19 protein-coding genes are annotated in these 19235 nt (G+C 47.3%); 1 reads left to right on the top strand and 18 read right to left on the bottom strand.

Annotation, left to right across the window (positions count from 1 at the left end; translation table 11 throughout):
- Positions 1-99: 99 nt before the first annotated feature.
- The 12 genes from RS891_RS12515 to RS891_RS12460 all read right to left on the bottom strand — a co-directional run bounded on the left by RS891_RS12515 (position 100) and on the right by RS891_RS12460 (position 12920).
- Positions 100-654: a glutathione peroxidase gene (locus tag RS891_RS12515; RefSeq protein ID WP_315795436.1), complete on the bottom strand. Its 555-nt coding sequence runs from the start codon at positions 652-654 to the stop codon at positions 100-102.
- A gap of 259 nt (positions 655-913) precedes the next feature.
- Complete coding sequence (locus RS891_RS12510; protein WP_315795435.1) at positions 914-1639, bottom strand: LutC/YkgG family protein; 726 nt, start codon at positions 1637-1639, stop codon at positions 914-916.
- Complete coding sequence (locus RS891_RS12505) at positions 1629-3146, bottom strand: LutB/LldF family L-lactate oxidation iron-sulfur protein (RefSeq protein ID WP_163753305.1); 1518 nt, start codon at positions 3144-3146, stop codon at positions 1629-1631. Before RS891_RS12505 ends, RS891_RS12510 begins: the two co-directional genes overlap by 11 nt.
- Entirely contained in the window at positions 3143-3871 is a 729-nt protein-coding gene (locus tag RS891_RS12500) for a (Fe-S)-binding protein (RefSeq protein ID WP_113052462.1), read from the bottom strand. Before RS891_RS12500 ends, RS891_RS12505 begins: the two co-directional genes overlap by 4 nt.
- Before the next feature lie 67 nt (positions 3872-3938).
- A complete protein-coding gene (locus RS891_RS12495; RefSeq protein ID WP_315795434.1) occupies positions 3939-4700 on the bottom strand; it encodes a DeoR/GlpR family DNA-binding transcription regulator in 762 nt (253 codons plus the stop codon).
- A 1-nt stretch (position 4701) separates the two neighbouring features.
- Positions 4702-6195, bottom strand: coding sequence for a rhamnulokinase (locus RS891_RS12490; protein ID WP_113052464.1), 1494 nt, complete (start codon positions 6193-6195; stop codon positions 4702-4704).
- Positions 6196-6435: 240 nt separating this feature from the next.
- On the bottom strand, positions 6436-6951 hold the full coding sequence (locus RS891_RS12485) for a DUF2500 domain-containing protein (protein WP_315795433.1): 516 nt from the start codon (positions 6949-6951) through the stop codon (positions 6436-6438).
- Between the two features lie 108 nt (positions 6952-7059).
- Positions 7060-8862 (bottom strand): oligoendopeptidase F, encoded by a 1803-nt coding sequence (pepF, locus tag RS891_RS12480; RefSeq protein WP_113052465.1) that lies wholly within the window; start codon positions 8860-8862, stop codon positions 7060-7062.
- Positions 8863-9360: 498 nt separating this feature from the next.
- Entirely contained in the window at positions 9361-9720 is a 360-nt protein-coding gene (locus tag RS891_RS12475; protein WP_076289676.1) for a winged helix-turn-helix transcriptional regulator, read from the bottom strand.
- A 513-nt stretch (positions 9721-10233) separates the two neighbouring features.
- Complete coding sequence (hxlB, locus tag RS891_RS12470; protein ID WP_113052466.1) at positions 10234-10797, bottom strand: 6-phospho-3-hexuloisomerase; 564 nt, start codon at positions 10795-10797, stop codon at positions 10234-10236.
- Between the two features lie 5 nt (positions 10798-10802).
- Positions 10803-11435 carry a 3-hexulose-6-phosphate synthase gene (hxlA, locus tag RS891_RS12465; RefSeq protein ID WP_063563327.1) on the bottom strand — a complete coding sequence of 211 codons (633 nt, stop codon included), beginning with the start codon at positions 11433-11435 and terminating at the stop codon, positions 10803-10805.
- 402 nt (positions 11436-11837) lie between these two features.
- Positions 11838-12920, bottom strand: a complete 1083-nt coding sequence (locus tag RS891_RS12460) for a lactonase family protein (protein ID WP_315795432.1) — start codon at positions 12918-12920, stop codon at positions 11838-11840.
- A gap of 214 nt (positions 12921-13134) precedes the next feature.
- Here RS891_RS12460 and RS891_RS12455 point away from each other — a divergent pair, with 214 nt between their 5' ends.
- Positions 13135-14064: an AEC family transporter gene (locus RS891_RS12455; protein ID WP_315795431.1), complete on the top strand. Its 930-nt coding sequence runs from the start codon at positions 13135-13137 to the stop codon at positions 14062-14064.
- Here RS891_RS12455 and RS891_RS12450 read toward each other — a convergent pair.
- The 6 genes from RS891_RS12450 to RS891_RS12425 form a co-directional block, all read right to left on the bottom strand.
- The gene (locus tag RS891_RS12450; RefSeq protein WP_113052469.1) at positions 14042-14632 is read right to left on the bottom strand and encodes a DUF2062 domain-containing protein; all 591 of its coding nucleotides are present in this window, start codon (positions 14630-14632) and stop codon (positions 14042-14044) included. The genes RS891_RS12455 and RS891_RS12450 overlap by 23 nt on opposite strands.
- Positions 14633-14690: 58 nt before the next feature.
- A complete protein-coding gene (locus tag RS891_RS12445; protein WP_315795430.1) occupies positions 14691-15149 on the bottom strand; it encodes an OsmC family protein in 459 nt (152 codons plus the stop codon).
- A 19-nt stretch (positions 15150-15168) separates the two neighbouring features.
- Complete coding sequence (locus tag RS891_RS12440) at positions 15169-15936, bottom strand: DeoR/GlpR family DNA-binding transcription regulator (protein ID WP_113052471.1); 768 nt, start codon at positions 15934-15936, stop codon at positions 15169-15171.
- A 150-nt stretch (positions 15937-16086) separates the two neighbouring features.
- Entirely contained in the window at positions 16087-17217 is a 1131-nt protein-coding gene (locus RS891_RS12435) for an NADH-dependent flavin oxidoreductase (protein ID WP_315795429.1), read from the bottom strand.
- 251 nt (positions 17218-17468) lie between these two features.
- Positions 17469-18146, bottom strand: coding sequence for an SOS response-associated peptidase (locus RS891_RS12430; protein WP_024632055.1), 678 nt, complete (start codon positions 18144-18146; stop codon positions 17469-17471).
- A gap of 110 nt (positions 18147-18256) precedes the next feature.
- On the bottom strand, positions 18257-19096 hold the full coding sequence (locus tag RS891_RS12425; protein ID WP_315795428.1) for an AraC family transcriptional regulator: 840 nt from the start codon (positions 19094-19096) through the stop codon (positions 18257-18259).
- Positions 19097-19235: the final 139 nt, after the last annotated feature.

Raw genomic sequence — 19235 nt, 5'->3', positions numbered from 1 at the left:
GCATGAGTAAAATTCCCCTTTGGTCCATCAATATAGAGAATATTTTGCTCTGAAACGAACACTAGTATTTTGAAGATACACAGTCCACTCAAACTCAAACTAGGCCTGTTTCAGCAAATCCCGAATCGTAGACTCTATCTCTATCGGTGCAACCGTAGTCTCATAGCGGCCACTCACTTCCCCGGTTCGATCAATCAGAAACTTGGTGAAATTCCATTTGATCCCGTCTCCCCGGTATAATTCGGGATGTTTCTCCTTGAGGAATTGATCCATCCACCGACCTTCTTCCCATTCCATATCATAACCCTCAAATGGGACCGTTTCGACCAGATAGCGAAACAAAGGATGCATGAATGGTCCGGTAACCTCGATCTTCTCAAAAATCGGAAAGGATATATGAAAATGATTCCTGCAATACTGAGCTATCTCATCATTACTGCCTGGTTCCTTGTGATTAAACTGATCACAAGGAAACGTCAGGATCTCCAGTCCCTGATCACGATACTGCTCATACAAGTGCTGAAGCTCCGTAAATTGTCGAGAGTAACTGCACTTGCTGGCTGTATTCACAATAAGCAGTACTTTCCCCTCAAAAACAGATAAATCGCCCGTGTGTCCATCCATAAATGGAACCTGATAAGAAAATATACTCATTCATAACGCCTCCTGGGTTGGTTCTCACATGAACCCTCTCTTGAAATGGATTATACGCCGCTTCACTTGATAGGTTAAATATATAATAATTATAATATTAATAGTTTCCACCTATAAAACATCTTGTCTGCTGCCGTATGATTATATGGCTCATTATCTTTTTCATAATGGACAAACTAGACATAGAAAAAACTGCCCTTTGCAGACAAAAAGCTGCTTTTGGACAGTCATTCGTGAGGTTATGCATTTCGAAATGGTGTTACCCCATAATAAGACCATATACAATCCCCGGTCCATGTACCCCAATCGTCAAATCATTTTCAATATCAGAAGAACGACTAGGACCGGAAATAAAATGAATGCCTGCTGGAAGATTCTCTCTTCCGGCTTCATCGAAGCGATCAAGCGTTTCACCAAGTCTGGTGTAGAGCCGCTCAATAGGAATAATAATGATGAGTACGGTGGGCAATAGACTCACTGAGCGTCCCTTTTCTGGCGAAGAAAGCACCGTGACGGAACCCGTATATGCAGTGGCATAATCCGCCATCACTACACCGATATCTGCCTCGGCTGCCCGTGCCTTCCAGTTCTCCTCTGCTTGGCTGTTCCATACAGAAATCTGCACATCGGGAAGTTGCTCTTCCAATCCAAGATCCGTCAGCGTCTGTTCATTCTGACGTATGATATATTTCGCACTTAATTCATGAGATTTATTAGCAATAAAGGCCGAAGCTTCGCCAATGTCTCTTACCCTCGCAATATGAGCACCTACATTCACAAAATTATCGGTGAATGCTTGTATACGCTTATCTATGTCCCACTGCAAATCCGTCCAGAATGCGGGTGCACCTCGAAAAGGATGGGTTGGAGCATGTGTCTGCCGTGGTCTTCTCAATTTGGAGGCGATGTCATTCATAAAGTGTTCCTGCTTCGCACGGGACTTCTTCTCCAACTGCTCCAGCCATTCCTGATGTTCAGTGTTCATGTTGGCCACCGCCCCCCTCACGTTCACGAAGAATCTGTTCCATTCGGTCCCGAACAGAAGAATCCATCTCTTTCTTCTCCTGATTCAGCTCCTGATCCAACTTGTTCCATTGCTGCCGGAAGGAACGCTTCGCAAGGCTTGGTGCAACCCGGTAGCTGTTCCAGCCTTTGAGGGGCCCAAGTTTAAGTGAAATTCCGTTATTCCGTACAACCGCTTTCTGACCAATCTGTCCGAGACGTATAGCCGCTCCGAATCGTTTAGAATTGGATACAACCGCTGCAAAACCTTTCATGCCAGCGCTCTCAAGCTTATTGCCATGGCCCTCTTCCACCTTGCGTCTGCGTAAATATACGAGCATATCATGCAGCGGAATTTTGACCGGACAGGCTTCATAACAGGCTCCGCACAGACTCGAAGCACCCGCAATGTCGTTCCATTCATCAATATTGCCATTCAATGCTGGTGTAAGTACCGCTCCGATTGGTCCACTGTAGGTTCCACCATAGGCATGCCCACCGATATGACGATACACTGGACAAGCGTTCAGACATGCACCGCAGCGAATACAGTTCAAAAGCTCCTGAAATTCGGGATCACCCAACTGAAGTGAACGTCCATTATCCACGATAATAATGTGCATTTCATCTGGCCCGTCCCCGTCTTCTGTTCGACGAGGGCCGGTGATGCCGGACATATACATCGTCAATTTTTGACCCGTCGCGGAGCGTGGCAGCAGGGTTGCCATCACCTCGAGATCTGTCCAGGATGGAATGATACGCTCCATGCCCATTAAGGTAATCTGTGTTTTTGGCACGGTGGATACCATACGGGCATTGCCTTCATTTTCAAATAGAACCATGGAACCGGTCTCCGCAATCGCAAAATTGCAACCAGTCATGCCAATATCGGCTTCAAGAAACTTCTCACGCAGCTTTTTGCGTACAAATCCGGCAAGTACGGTGGTATCCGGTTCCAGAATTTCTCCCGCTTCCTTGGATAACAGGTCCGCAATCTGGTAACGGTTCTTGTGAATAGCCGGAATGACAATATGAGATGGAGCTTCACCCGCTAATTGAATGATGTATTCGCCCAGATCGGTCTCTATCGCTTCAATGCCTGCGGATTCCAATACATGGTTGAGATGTACTTCTTCGGACACCATTGACTTGGATTTCACCACGGTGGAAGCCTGCTTGTGAGCCGCAATATCAAGCGCAATCGCCGCTGCCTCTACCGAAGTATCGGCAAAATGAATATGAACCCCATTGGCACGTGCATTATTGACGAATTCGTTCAGGTAATAATCCAGATGTGCGATCGTATGCAGACGAATCTGACGTCCACGTTCGCGCCATTCTTCCCAGTTGCCATGTTCTTCGGATGCGGACTTCTTGCCATTACGCAATCGCTCTGTTGTAAACTTGACGGCTTTCCGCAGGAAGTCATCATTCAAAGCCAGTTCTGCACGTTCTTTGACGGTAACATCCATTACACCGGGTTGACTCATCCTGTTTGCACCCCCTCATACAGCAGTTCAGCCAAATGCATCACACGCACTGGTTCGTTCCGATACCGCAGGTTACCTGCGATATTCATTAGACAGGCCATATCCAGTCCTACTAATACTTCAGCTTCCGTCTCTTTGATATGATCTACCTTTTCTGTGACCATGGCCCCAGATATATCCGGCATTTTGATGGCAAAGGTACCCCCAAATCCGCAGCAGTCCTCTCCGTAAGGAAGGGGAACAAATTCCAAACCTTTTACTGCCGAAAGTAATGCCATAGGCTCATCCTTTACGCCTAACAAACGGCTGCCATGACACGAGGGATGGTATGTAACCTTATGCGGAAAATGTGCACCCAAATCCGTGATGCCAAGCACCTGAACGAGAAACTGAGTGAATTCGTAGGCTTTGGCTTCCAAACGTTTAGCCTTCTCCAGCCATACAGGTTCATCGACAAACAGCTCGGGATAATGATGAATCATGTACGTACAGGAGCCCGAGGGACAGACGACAAAATCGCTGTCATCAAAGGCTTCCAGAATCGTTTTGGCTGCTACCCGTGTCTCATCCCAATACCCGCTGTTGTAGGAAGGCTGACCGCAGCAGGTCTGCACGGGCGGGAATTCCAACCGAACGCCATGAGCAGCGAGCAATCTCACCATCGCCTCCCCCACACGGGGATATATGGCATCGCTGAGGCAGGTAATGAATAAGGAGACTTTCATGATTACACGCTCCTATAACTGAAGAATTGTTGTTATAACGCATATAAGTGTCGAATACCGTAATGTTTTATACCCTTGTGATTGAGATATCATATCTGTTCAGACGTTCTATCAAATCATCATTAAGCGACTGATCCGTGATCACCGCATGAACGGCACTTAACCCGGTTACCCGGGCAAATGCACGAACCCCAAACTTGCTCGTATCTGCAAGCAAAATGACCTGGTCGGATATACCGACCATTTTCTGCTTCAAGCGTGCCTGAAGCTCATTGGATTCACTGATTCCGCCGCCTTCCAGATGCACACCTTTACAAGACAGGAACAATTTATCGACATGATATGTCTCCAGAGAACGTTCGGCGAGCGGTCCAACAAAAGACAGAGATCGTTGGGCCAGCTGCCCTCCAGTTGAGATGACCTCAATCTTGTCCCTGCTGCTCAGTTCAGTGGCTACCTGTATGGAGTTGGTCAATACAGTCAATGGCATATCCGGCATATTGGCCGCCATATACCCTGCTGTCGTGCTGGCATCCAGTAAAATTCGATCCCCCGGCCGAATCATGGATAGAGCCGATAAGGCAATTCTTTTCTTTTCCTCTGCATGTGTTGTCTCCCTTACCCGGTAAGGGATCTCCGGCTGCTCTTCCTTCACGCTGACAGCGCCACCATGAGAACGGCGCAGTCGCCCGGCTTGCTCCAGCCGGTCCAGATCACGCCGAATCGTCTCTTCTGTTACCCGGCAGTGCTCACTAAGTTCGGATACACGCATACTGCCCTTAACATTAACCATCTCCACAATCCGGTCATAGCGCTCTGCTGCCAGCATGTTACACCTCGCTTCCGGCTTGTGATTTGGGCGAAGCCGTCAACTTTAGGAATCTACCATAGGCCTCTTCCCAGATCGGTCTGTCCTTTGGTTCATAATCGGTAACTGGGAATGAATCACGAATGACCCTGCGCGCTTCCCATATATCCTTAAAGGCTCCACTTGCCATCCACTGTACAGCCATGTTCCCGATCGCACTACCTTCTGCCGGCCCTGCCCATACCGGTTTGCCAATGGAATTGGCAGTCCACTGACATAACAGACGATTCTGAATGCCACCACCGACCATGTGCAATCCACTAAAAGACTGTCTGGACAGTTGTTCTGTCCATTCCAGCACTCGCCGATACTTCAGTGCAAGACTCTCCAGAATGGAACGGGCAATGGCTCCCTGGTCTTGCGGCTCAGCCTGCCCTGTAGCACGGCAATATTGTTGTATGCGAGAGGTCATATCCCCTGCTGGCATAAACCGGTCATCATCGGGATCAAACAAGCTTGAAAATGCAGGAGCAAGTTCCGCCCTGCTTAGTAACTCCGCATAGCTGATTCCCTGTCCCTTCCGTTCCCATTCACGCATGCATTCCTGCAAAATCCACAGGCCCATGATGTTCTTAAGCAAACGGAACGTGCCTCCTGCCCCGCCCTCATTCGTAAAATTGAGCGCCAAACTCTCGGAACTGATGGCGGGGTGATCAATCTCCGTGCCCATTAGTGACCAGGTTCCACAGCTTAGGTAGGCAAATGAACGCTCTGTTGCAGGAACAGCTACGACTGCTGATCCTGTGTCATGCTCTGCAACCGCAATAACCGGAATGGCAGATAGGCCAAGATCACTGCAAATGCTGCTGCGCAATTGTCCCACTCGAGTACCTGGCATGACTGCTTCTCCAAACAGCGTCTCCGAAATGCCGATATGTGCAAGTAGTTCACCGTCCCAATGCCCTGTAGTCGGATTGTACAGCTGCGTTGTGGTGGCGTTGGTAAACTCATTCACCGCTTCACCGGTTAGAAAGTAACGAAGCAGATCGGGGATCATAAGGAATCGCTCCGCTTCGTTAAGCAGTGGGGAGCCACTTCGCTTAAGCGTTGCCAACTGATACAATGTGTTAAAGCTAAGAAACTGGATGCCTGTGCGTTCGAAAATTCGCTGAGAGGTCAATTCCTTGCGCACCTGATCCATCATGCCGTTAAACTGTGCATCACGATAATGATATGGATTGCCCAACAATTCACCATGACTCCCAAGCAGTCCAAAATCAACTGCCCAGGAATCAATCCCCAGACTTTCAGGCTGCTCTCCCTTTTGTTTAACAAGATTTAGCCCTTCCAGCAATTCATGGTGCAGCCTCAATATATCCCAGTGCAGCCGCTCCCCCGCTTTTACCGGCTCATTCTTGAACCGATGGATCTCCAACGTTTCCATTCCCCGATCATTCAGATGACCCAGCAGTGCTCTCCCGCTTCCAGCACCCAAATCATACGCCAGCACACTCACCGCTTTTCACCAGCCCTTCATCCCAAACTATATTTCGCCCTTGAACATTTCTTGATTTCATCCATGACTACTCTGTACTTTATTCTTTATTTTTTTGTTTGTTTATTTTTGTTTTATACTGTTTTGCTTTATTTTACGAGTATATCATCAATGTAAACGTTTGAATACCCTGTGATTGGTTTCATTTACCCATACCAAAAACGACTCTCTCCACTGGGGAGGAGCCGCCTTCCTGTTAACTCACGTATAAAAGCTGTTTTTGCTAACACCGGACTGAGGCTGCACATCTCTTTCAAAATGCTTAAACCTTGTCCCCTGATACGTCAGCATGCCTCGGTCATTTTCCACAAACATTCCGTAATTACTGCCGCCAACATTTAATTCCACACGGTCTCCATTATCAAATTCAAACGTGGCATAATACCAGGTAGACGCACTGCTGTCCCCGCTCCCACCTGTGACTTCTGTTCGCTTTGCCACAATCGTTGAATGCAAGGTTAACAGCGCTGATGCATTATTCGATGACCATGTGCGTACCCCTGAAATAATGGCATAAACAATGACACCGGCAATGATGAGAAAGACGCCACCGATAAAAATGGATCCAAATGCACTCATTGCACCAATCTCATTGAATCCAGCAAAAAAACCACTCTGATTGCCCTCAAATCCCGGAACATCATTCATGTCATCAAAAATACCGAAGCCATCCATGCTTAACCAGCCCAGTGATGAAGATATGCTCAATGACGTCATTCATCATCGTTCCCTTCTTCCTGCAAATTAAGATGCACCGCCCCCTGCCAAGGAGACGGTGCACGCAGACAACCCTACAAGCCTTGTCCGTATACTATATGAATCTGATTACGAATACAGACGTTCAAGTTCATCGACCAGACTACCAACATAGGCAACAGCAGCACGAATCGGCTCAGGTCCAGACATGTCCACACCCGCAAGCTTCATCAGCTCTTGCGGATCAAGACTTCCTCCCGCTTTCAATGCGTCAAGCCAGCGATCCACGGCAGGCTGCCCTTCTTCCCGAATCAGCTGTGCAGCAGCGGTAGATGCCGTCAGACCTGCTGCATAGGTATATGGATACAATCCCATATAATAATGAGGCTGTCTCATCCAGGTCAGTTTGGCCCCCTCATCAATCACCAGATCAGGACCCCAGAACTCGGAGAGGATGTTGCCTTTCAGCTGACTTAACGTCTTCGCTGTGATAGGTTCATCCTTGGTTGCAAGTGCGTACACCTGACGCTGCAATTCACCTTCAAGCAGATGCGTAACAAAGTTATGGTAGTACGTATTGAGCAATTGCAAAATGACCCAACGACGCATTCTCGGATTATCAGAACGTTTCAACAAATGATCTGCCAGCAGCATTTCATTCATCGTTGAAGGTGCCTCTATGAAATAGAGCGATGGTCGTGTATTCGTAAGACGTTGGTAATGCCCGGCAAGCATGAAATGTCCGGCATGTCCGACTTCATGGGCAAGTGTAAACGCTCCGCGCATATTATTTGCCCATGAGATGAGGATATAGGAATGAGAACCATATATGGACGAACAAAAAGCCCCTGTCGATTTGCCCGCATTATCAGCGTAATCTACCCACCGCTCACTAAATGCACGTTCCACAATGTCGCCATATTCCGGTCCCATCACGGCAAGCGCTTCACGAATGAGCGTGCATGCTTCCTCATATGTAATGGCAGGGCTGAATTCAGGGTCCAGTGGTGCTTTCAGATCACAGAACATCAGCTTGTCCAGACCTAACTCACGTTTCTTGAGAGCTGCCAGTCTGCGCATATGAGGCGCAAGTTCCTTCTGGATGATATCCAGGACATTGTTGTACATGTCTTTGCTTACCTGCTGCGGACTGAGAAGCATATCCGTAACATCATCATATCCACGCAGCCTGGACATAACGACCTGTTTCTTCACTTCGGTGGCGTAACCTTCAGCGAACGTATTTTTGTAATCGTTCAGCTTGGAGCTGAACGCGGCATAAGCAGAGCGGCGCAGCTTCGTATCCGATGACATTTCATAATTGTTCTCATAAAATGACCAGGACAGCGGGCGATTATTGTCATCGCCGTCAAGTGCATCGTCAAACGTCATGTCTGCCAGTTTACCGCGCAGATAGATCCGGTATGGCGAGTCCAGCACTTCCCCAAGGGAAGCGAGTACCTTCTCCGTTTCGGGCGAGAGACGATGTGCTTTTTCCTGGATTAGACGATCCAGACTGCGAGCATACGGCTGCAAACCCGGAAGTTCTTCAATATAACGTTGAACCGTTCCATCGGGAAGATTCACGATCTCGGAATTCACAAAAGACAAGGACGACGACAAATTCGATAAAATATCTCCTGCCTTGGCTGAATTCTCAATATTTGCGGGATTGGTACTGTCCTCCGACTGTTTAAGTCGGGCATATGAAGCTGTTTTTCCAATCCGTTCATGAAGTGCTTCACGGGCATCCAGACAGGCCAGCAGCTGCTCAGCTCCGTCGCCCAGATGTCCTTTGAATGTTTCGATATGAGCAGCAGCTTCAGTCAATGATCTAAGCTCCTGCTCCCACTCTTCGTCAGTCCCAAACAAGTCTCGCAAGTCCCAGGTAGTCTCTTGGCTTACTTCATCGCGTGTACGTATTTTTTCCATCGTTATATGTCATCCTCCTTGCATTTCCAATATCTCTCATCGTATCATATTCAGAGCATTTATGCCTTACATATCCTAAAATGAGCCTTTTGGTTCAAGGGATTATAGATTGAACTAAACAATATTCACACTTACCACTCCGATGACAGAACAACCTTCCGATCGCTGTTATCCCCAGATTTTTTGATTCAATTCTACATAGGTGAAAATCTGGTGATAAAGGCGAACGCTCTGCTTCTTCAGGTTCTTTCTGTCCTCTACGTTTCTCGTGTGAACGTTAGTTCAATAAAAGTAAACAGGGGGAATCTAGGGATAAATGCGATGCGCATGCTTCTGATGTAACTTCTTTCAGAAAGCTTCTAGATCTACTTCTTCAAGCTAATTCTGCCCAACTGCGTTTGGAGTAAACTGTTGATCCACTGACCAAAATTTAAAAATATAAAAAACCGCCGAGTGATGGAAGTATCCATTTACCGGGCGGTTCGTTCTGACTATAATTTATTCTGATTTCCAAATTACATTTTCACCATAGTTTTTACCCCAGTTATACATCGCATGCAGTACGGGCATCAGGCTCTGTCCGTGATCCGTCAACGTATATTCCACACGAGGAGGTACTTCTGCATACACCTTGCGCTCAATTAGCTTGTCTTCCTCCAGCTCACGCAACTGGTTGGTCAGCATCTTTTGGGTAATATGAGGAATCAATCGCTTCAATTCACTGAAACGTTTGGTGCCTTCAAGACCCAGATGCCATAAAATAATCAGTTTCCATTTGCCGCCAATAACAGCAAGGGTCAATTCTTTCTCACAGTTGATCTCTTTCAAGTTGATGCGTTCCTTGACTTCGGCTGCCATGGCTCCGAGCCCCCTTTTCTTTCGCTTAATCTTATATCGCTAAAATGCATTTCGCATATCACAAGAACACTCCGCAACAGGAGAACTTGCCGCTCCCTTGTATCATATAACGGGTTCATTGGTTCGATACAGCTTGTATATATTCTACTACAGCACGACCCTGATGTTAAGCAAACCCAGAATTAGACTACAGGCAACGATCGCAGAAAAGACCGGAACTCCCACTTGTTTAAGGGAATTCCGGTCTTCCATCTATAAGTTGAACTAATGAATATTTACACTGGCCACTCCGATGACAGAACAATCTTCCGATCGCTGTTATGCCCAGATTTTTTATCCTCTTTATCAAAAGTGAAAATTTGGTCATAAAGGCGAACGCGTATGCTTCCGATGTAGCTTTCTTTCAGAAAGCTTTTAGCTCCGCTTCTCCAGCTTATTTCTGTCCTCTACGTTGTTGTGTAAATGTTTAGTTCAACTTATATATTCTACTTCTTCAAGTTAATGACATATGGTCTATTCCAGGTTGGCATGACGTCCAAACATGTCTGCTCCAGTCATACTTTTCATTTCCATCATGGTCAGCACCAGTGCATCCATGCTCAGCAGCAGCCCCTGTTCAAACAGGGAGCCCATCGGCTGAATGGTCACTTCGGCTCCGGAGGTCGCTGTATCCTCTTTGGCAGAGGCCGGAAGACGAACCACGGTATCTGCCAGCTGTCCAATGGTGGACTCTGGTTTAATTGTGATCAGACCCACAGGAGCTCCTGCTTTACTGGCCTTCTGAGCCATTGCTGCCAGACTGCCTGTCTCCCCTGAGCCTGAGCATAACAAGAGGAAGTCTTTCGGACTGATCCCTGGTGTAACGGTCTCCCCAACTACATATACCCGAAGACCCATCTGCATCAATCTCATGGCAAAAGCCTTGCCCATCAGACCGGACCGGCCTGCGCCTGCCACAAAAACCTGTTCGGCAGCCAGAATATGTTCCGCCATGGCCTGCATCTCCGAGTCGTCGATCTGGCTTAGGGTACGTTCCAGCTCCTTCAAGATGTCCACTGCGTATTGCACTGTGCTCATATGTCTTACCCTTGTTGAACCAGACGCTGCATCTCAGCTGCTACTTTGGCTTTGTCTGCTTGGCCCGTAATACCGCCACCCACAATCACCAGATCCGGTTGTGCTTTGATCACTTCAGGCAATGTTTCCAGCTTGATGCCACCAGCTACAGCTGTTTTTGCGTTTTTCACGGCTTGTTTGATCGTTTGCAGATCTTCGAACGGGCTTTGTCCTTCAGCTTGCAGGTCATAACCTGTGTGTACACAGATGTAATCTACGCCAAGCGAATCAACTTCACGAGCACGCTGTTCAAGGTTAGGCACGTTGATCATGTCCACAAGAACTTGTTTGTTTTGTTTCTTCGCTTCTGCTACTGCACCTTTGATCGTACTATCATTGGTTGCCCCAAGCACAGTGATCAGATCCGCACCAGCTTCAGCTGCTTTCATGATTTCATAACCACCAGCATCCATAATTTTAAGGTCTGCAAGAACTTGCAGATTAGGGAATGCTTCTTTCATCGCTTTTACCGCGTGCAAACCTTCATTAATAACGATTGGAGTACCAATCTCAACGATATCAATATATTGTTCAACTTCTTTAACAAGTGCAATACCTTCAGGGATGTTTACCAAGTCCAATGCCAATTGCAATTTCACGATTCATTTCTCCTTTGTTGTTTGAGTATGAGTATATCCTGTAAAGGATGTTAAAATATTTAGCCTGCACCGTTCAGCCAGTTCAGATGCATGCAATGTTTGTCGTGGCTACTCATTCATTGTAGAACCTGACTATCCGTTCAGGAAGTACGCACTTTGAAGTCAGGTAGTTACCTGCACGATACTATTGATTTAATTGCATTGTTATACGAACCGAAATCTTGAAAATAAGTTATATTCACAATCCACACATGAGGATACCAGCCAATTCCTGTGCTCTTCTCATCAAAAAAGACCCCGCCACAAGGACAGGGTCTTTCCAAAGGTTCAGGTCAACAATATTATACATATTGATCCCGGAACTAATTCAAAGCCTCTCGGTTAATGCTTCAAATCCTGGATTTACAGATAAACAGGTTTCACACATACCGGCTTGGATACACCTGTGCTGTGACCTGTGTATTTCAGACGTCCGCTCTCCTGATCCACTGTAAAGGAAACGATATTGTTGGTATCGCGGTTAGCTGCAATCAGCAGTTTGCCATTCGGCGTCAAAGCAAAATGACGTGGGTGTTCACCTTCAGCAGATACATGCTCAACCAGTTTCAAATGTCCTGTTTCAGCGTCTACTGCAAATACCACGATGCTGTCATGCCCGCGGTTCGAACCGTATACGAAACGTCCATCGTTGGATACGGCGATTTCAGCTGTTGTGTTTTCACTGCCGTCATAGCCGTCAGGCAATGTGGACACGGTAGAAACCTCTGTCAATGTACCCGCAGCTGCATCATAACGGTAAGACGTAATGGAAGAATCCACTTCATTAATGACATAGGCGAATTGACCATTCGGGTGGAATGCCAGGTGACGAGGTCCTGCACCCGGATGTGTTTTGGTTTCACTGTGCAGTACGAGTTCATTCTTGTCTGCATCAATGGAGTAGATTGCGATTTTGTCCGCACCCAGATCCTGTACCATCATGTATTTGCCATCCGGGCTGAAGAATGCAGAATGGACGTGTGGCTTGTCCTGACGCTCAGGATGCGCACCTTTGCCTTCATGTTTCTTCTCATCCAGAAGCACGCCAACTTCACCGTTATCCGTCAGGGCTTGCAGACCCACCAGACCACCGTGGTAGCTGGACAGAATCAAGTAACGTCCCGAAGGATCACGTTGGATATGACATGGTGGAGCCGAAATGGAGTCATGACGATTCAGCAATGATAATTTTCCTGTAGAAGGATCAATGCTCAGAGCTACAGCTTCAGACATTTTATTGCCTTCGGCAGACGCCGTCTCACCGATCGCATACAGTTTGTTACCTTCAGCATCCACGTTTACAAACGTTGGATTTTTCACGCCGGAGATGCCATCAAGCTTGGAGAGGTTACCTGTATCCTCATTCAATTCATATGCGTAAATGCCCTCATTTTCCGCTTCGGCATAAGAGCCGACCAATACGAGCAAGCGTTTTGATTCACTCATTACAGTTTCCTCCTCTATGTGTATGTAATCTGGTTGCACCTCTTCTATAATAAATCTGCCATATCAAAATAGCAATCCACCACCTCTGCGCATCCATTAAAAGAAGTGGTAGTCACATCGATCATGACGTTAGACAACACCAATATCCATTCCGACAAAGGTCAACTTCTGCTATGATAAAATAGGTTTTTCATCCAGAAAGGACTGAATTCGGTTGTTTAATTCATTTCTGCTTACGTTATATCATGTATTTCTGCCCATATCACTTCCCGTGATCGGAGGCATATTGTTAAAACGGTTCAAAAATTGGGATACTCGGCCGCTGTCGACCTTTTCCCTCTATATTTTGAGCCCTGCGCTTATCTTTGATACACTGCTGCATGCCGATATTACATGGACAGACGTAACCGGCACGTTCTGGTTCTCCATCATCAATCTAATTGCCCTGTGGGCAATGGCTGAACTGCTGAGCCGAGTATTCCATCTTGGGGCAAGCGAAAAAGCGGGACTCACCCTTGTCTCCACGTTTACGAACTGCGTGAATTATGGGCTCCCGCTTGTGTTGCTTGCCTTTGGACAGCTTGGATTGGATAAAGCTTCGGTATATGTCATCGGACAGATGATCATTGTAAACACAGTAGGAATCTTTTTCGCTGCCAGATCTGAATTCACGGTCAAAAATGCGATTCTGTCCGTCTTCCGTATGCCTTCCATCTATGCTGCTGCGATAGCTATCATCCTGCGTGCATCCAATCTGAGCTTGCCAGTGGCACTGGATGGAGGTATCTCCATGCTCGCAGCCGGTTACTCCCCTGTCGTACTGGCCATTCTCGGTGCACAGATGCTCAGACCACGTGGTTCGGTCGAACCTTGGAAACCTAACGTTCGCAAAGCGTTCTGGACTGGACTTGTAGTACGGCTTGCCGCAGCACCAGTACTCTCGTATCTGATCCTAACCGCACTTCAGATAGAAGGAACGTTATTCAGTGTGCTGCTGATCTTGGCGTCCATGCCAACCGCAGTGAACGCAGTCATTTTAGCCGAGCAATTCAATGCCTCTCCGCAGTTTGTTTCCCGCTGTATTCTATGGACAACCGCTGCTTCCATGGTCATTCTGCCAATTATGATTGTGATGTCTTCCTGATCAGCACGGAAGCCGAAGTTGGAGACATCGCTGCCTGCTTGCGTTTCTCCAATCGGCGTTCAAAGCGACGGTTGAGTGCTCTGACATAGAAGAACTTGACGACAAAGTAAGAAATCACACCCAGGATGACTCCAAAGACGGACATGCCTGCCAAAATATCCAGACCACCCAGCAAAAGTTCACTTAGCGCGGACCAGTTGCCACGAAACAGCTCCATAAAGGCACTCTCATGAACAAGCCCTTGCCCCATGCTGTGCGCCGGCAATATCCAGGAACCAATTTGCTTGGCAAGTGGCATCAATATGATGGGCAGGAACGTTAGCTTGCCGACCACGTTACCCACAATAGCCGCTGGCAGTGAGCCACCGGACAAACGTACAATCGGATAGAACACGAGATATACCAGTGATGCTGTGGAAATAACAATCAGTTCCAACCCAAAACCCAAAGCAAATCCGGTAGATACTTTATGTGCCCCGCCGGGAGCACGTAACAATTTGAGAAAATTTAGCTTCAAAGCACGTGTTAAACGTGCAAAACGTGAGTTTTTGCTTTTCCGTAGGTTCATACCGAACTTCCCCTTATCTTACACAAATGACGGCTCAAACCGCCTATTCTTCAGTATATCATACCGCGTTAACGTCTGCTGTTATAATCACTGGATGTGTCTCGATGGCGACGTTTCCTGCTACCGCTCTGGAGATCATGCAGGACTCTTCTGCTTTATGTGCCAGGCGCTCTGCCTTCGTAATATCAGCACCAGATGCATTCGCTTTGAGTACAATGCGAGGTCTGTGTATGATCCGTTCGTACGTAAATACGTTATTGGTAACATCCACCGTCGCTTCCGACTCCAGCGTCAGCGCATCCGGCGTAATATCCGATCGCTCCAGCATTGCTGCCAGCGTAATCAGATAACAGGTAGATGCTGCACCCAGCAGCATTTCATCCGGATTGGTTCCAGTACCCGGGCCACCCATCTCCTGCGGAATCGAAATGACTGTTTTTAACCCGCCTGCATCAATATGCCCTTCGCTGTTACGTCCACCATTCCAAGTAGCTTTCAAATGAAAAGGATGTTTCATTATATTCACTCCTTTCTAATTAGACACGGACACATGTTATGGACTGTTCATTCAGTACACTAACCTGTTCTTCAGCTAAGCCTAGATCAGTTATTACTTTTGCCACACTGCTGAGTTCCGCCACTCTTGTAAAAGCCTGCACACCAAACTTGCTCGAATCCGCCAGCAATATAACTTCATCCGCTATGCTGATCATCTTCTGTTTCACCAGCGCCTGCAATTCATTCGACTCACTGATGCCCTTGGTCAGATGTACTCCTTTGCAGGATAAGAAAACTTTATCCACATGATAAGCATCAAGCGACCGTTCAGCTAGCGGCCCTACAAACGATAGGGACTTCGAAGCAAGCTGCCCACCTGTCGCAATTACACGGATCTGTTCCTTGTTACTTAACTCCGCTGCGACCTTAATGGAGTTGGTCAACACGGTGAGTGGTATGTTTGGCAGTCCTGCCGCCATATACCACGCCGTTGTACTGGCATCCAGCGCTATCCGGTCACCAGGCTCTACCATTTTCACCGCTTCGTCCGCAATTCTGCGTTTCTCTTCCGCATGAGTTACAGCCCGCTCCGGATAAGGGATTTCCGACTGCCCCTCTTCTTTATATTTTACGCTGACAGCCCCGCCATGGGAACGTCTGAGCCTTCCCGCTTGCTCCAGCTTGTCCAGATCACGACGGATCGTCTCTTCCGTCACACCGCAGCGCTCACTAAGCTCGGTTACGCGCATGCTTCCCTGCGCATCTACCCATTCCACAATTTTCTCATAACGTTCAGCCACGAGCATCTTCATTCACTCCAAACTGTTGATTATCCAAGATGAATCCTGTTCATCCCATCATACCACAGTGCCTCCGGAAGGAGAATTTCATCGAGAGCGCAGAGGGTGCAAAAAAGAGGGAGCTTACGCTCCCTCCATTTCGAATGAAATTGTGTCTTATTTATCGTCAGCCATAGGGAACCAGCCCGGTGTGTGAATGATTGCATTCCACAGACCGTCAGGGATAACCAGACGTTCTTGATCCGATTTGGTGAGAATCGTCTCGATATCTTCCTCACGTCCGCTTTCGATTTTCTCAACCCAATCAGGTTCGATAATCAGCTCACGGCCAAGCGCAAGCAGTGGCACACCACTTTGAAGAGCTTCGGCTGCCTCGTCTGCGGTATGGATGGCACCTACGCCAATCACAGGCAGTTTACCATTCACGCGGTCAAGGATGAATTCAATTCTGGAGCGAGTATCTGCTTCACCTCGTCTTGGTTTGGACCAGAAATCATTGAGGGATACATGCAGGTAATCCAGATTTTTATCTTTCAGCGCATCCACCAGTGCATATGTCTCTTCCATGGTCAATCCCGGTGTTTCCGGCTCTTCTGGTGAGAAACGGTATCCAACGATAAACGGCATTTTCGTATGTGTAGCTACAGCCTTCCGGACTTCATCCACTACAGCCAGTGGGAATGTGAGACGTTTCTCGATGCTTCCACCCCAACGATCCTCACGTCGGTTGGAATGCGGAGAGAAGAACTGTTGAATCAGATAACCGTTTGCACCATGAATCTCAACACCGTCGAAGCCAGCTTCAATGGCACGACGGGTTGCTTCCCCAAAGTCCTTGATGATGGACGTAATTTCGTCATCAGACAACTCTCTTGGTACAGGAGATCCCGGACGCTCACTGGCAACAGCGCTTGGCGCAGCGACTTGACCCGCTGGTACCGCTTGTTCTGGTGTCAGACGACCTGCATGGAAAATTTGCAGTACGGCTTTGGAACCTTGCTGCTTAATCGTATCGGCCAGACGTTTCAGACCGGGAATAAAGCTATCGTCATAACTGCCAAATTGAGCCGGAAAACCAATTCCATTCGGAGTTACATGAGTTACTGCTGTAACAGACATACCCGCACCGCCGGTACGACGTGCATAATAAGCAAGTTCAGCGTCTGAGACAGTACCATCTGGATTCGAGGACATATGAGTCATTGGAGCGAGCACGATCCGGTTTTTCAGCGTAATTCCGCTTGGCAATGAAACTTGTTCAAACATTGGGCTATACTTTGGATTCATTCGTGGTTCCCTCCTGTTTAAATATCTCTTTTAATAGATATATGAATATATGCGTTTACTTACTGTAATGATTATAGTTACGTTTCACTCACATTGCAACTTTTCATTTTTCACCCCTATCCATGCCATGCTTAAAGGCTCGATGCTCCATTCACTTTCCGCCTTTTGTCCATTACACTTGTTTTTTCGGTCTCAATCCAAAAAGGCGGAGTGTCCTACGACTCTCCGCCTCATAAAACTGGTTGCTTAGCTTAGAAACTGCGTACATATGCCAGCTTCTGGTCCATTTCTTCCACGCATTCATAGCAGTCATGCTCATCATTGGCTACCATCGGAGTAACTGGATACAGATTCATCTCTGTACTGTTGTAGGATTTCAACAACGGCAGCAGCTGTGTCACGCGTGTGTTCGCTGGATCCAGCCAGGTATTAATCTCTTCTTCCGACAAAATCGCCGGCATTTTGCTGCCAAACTCCCGTGTAACCATGTTCGCCCCCGCCATCAGCATCGTACAGGTACGCAGTGGCTGTTTGCGGGTATCTTTCCAGACCTCGTATAATCCGGCAATACCAAACAATCCGCGATCCGGCATAACCACTCGCACTGCATAGCTTTTCTTGCCTTCCTGACGCCAGTAATACAAACCATTGCATGGGATAACACAACGCTTCGTCTCTACCAGCTTGTAATAGGCTGGATTCTCATGTACCGTCATAAGGTTGGCGTTGACTGCATCGCGTCCCCAGAACGGAATGAATCCCCATCGGAATTCGTCCAATACCCGCTCACCATCCTGATGCAAAATAATCGGTGTATGCTGGGTTGGGCTGATATTGTAACGGTTTTTGTAATAATACATCACCCGTTCAATCTTAAAATGATCCCTGACCTCATCCAAATCGGCTGCCAATGAAAAACGGTTACACATGCTCAGGCACTTCCTTTCCCTGCTTGAATTGAATTTGATTGTATTGTTTGTTATTGCAGGGAAATTATGCATGCTTGTATAGAAAGCATCAGTAACCGTGTGAAATCTTCCTATTTCCCACTGCCTGAGCTATAGAGAAGCCTGAATTGCTGCGGGGTCATCCCGATATTCGTTCGAAACATGCGAATAAAATAACTGCTGTGTGTAAATCCGCACTGAGAAGCAATTTGTTTTACGGATAGTTCCGAGTCTACGAGCATTCTCTTCGCGACCAGAATGCGGCAGTCCAGCAGATACCTGCCGGGCGGAACACCCATGATACTTTTGAACATGCGATTAAAATAATACACGCTGTACCCTGCTGTATCCGCCATTTCAGCAAGACTTAGCGGTTGTGTGCAGTGACGACGAATATAATCGGCTGTTGAGCGGATTGTATCCTGATGGTTCAGTAATGACGTCCCTTCAATTGACTCCGAATTCCGTGCCAGTTCAACTAGCAACTCATACAGTACCGCCGACAACTTCGGTTCATGTACACTCTCATAACCTTCACCGAGCTGGCATAATTGTTCATGCAGCTCCTCGAAACGGTCCTCTCCAGAGAATGAAAAGAGCCACACTTTATCCGGATTCCGCAAGCCCAGCAGCCGCTTCAGATCGTGGGCTTGCAGATGAATCCATCTGATATCCCATGGATCAGATGGGTCGGAATAATACTGCTGTGCTTGTCCTGGCGCATATAGAAAACCTTGTCCAGCCGTTAATCGGACGTTGCCCTGCTCGGTTCTCACTTCACCCTGTCCGTTAAAAACCAGATGCAAATTATACTCCCGTATTCCGTTTGGACGATATTCCCTGTGCTCTGGATCGAGATATCTTCCGTAGGCTACCGGATAACATGTATACCCTGCATACCCGGGCTCCGGCATAAACCAATGGTTTCGCATGTGTTCTTCCTCCAAAAATAGCAAGATCCTGATACCCTATGGCAACATGTTATTATATTCCCCTATCATTATCCATTATAAAATGAAATAGACTCGATGCTCATCCACAAGATGATGATAGTGGAGTCATTAAGCACTG

The organism is Paenibacillus sp. BIC5C1 (assembly GCF_032399705.1).
Classification (GTDB): domain Bacteria; phylum Bacillota; class Bacilli; order Paenibacillales; family Paenibacillaceae; genus Paenibacillus; species Paenibacillus taichungensis_A.
Note: the sequence above shows the minus strand (reverse complement) of the source record. Positions and strands in the feature narration are given on the sequence as shown.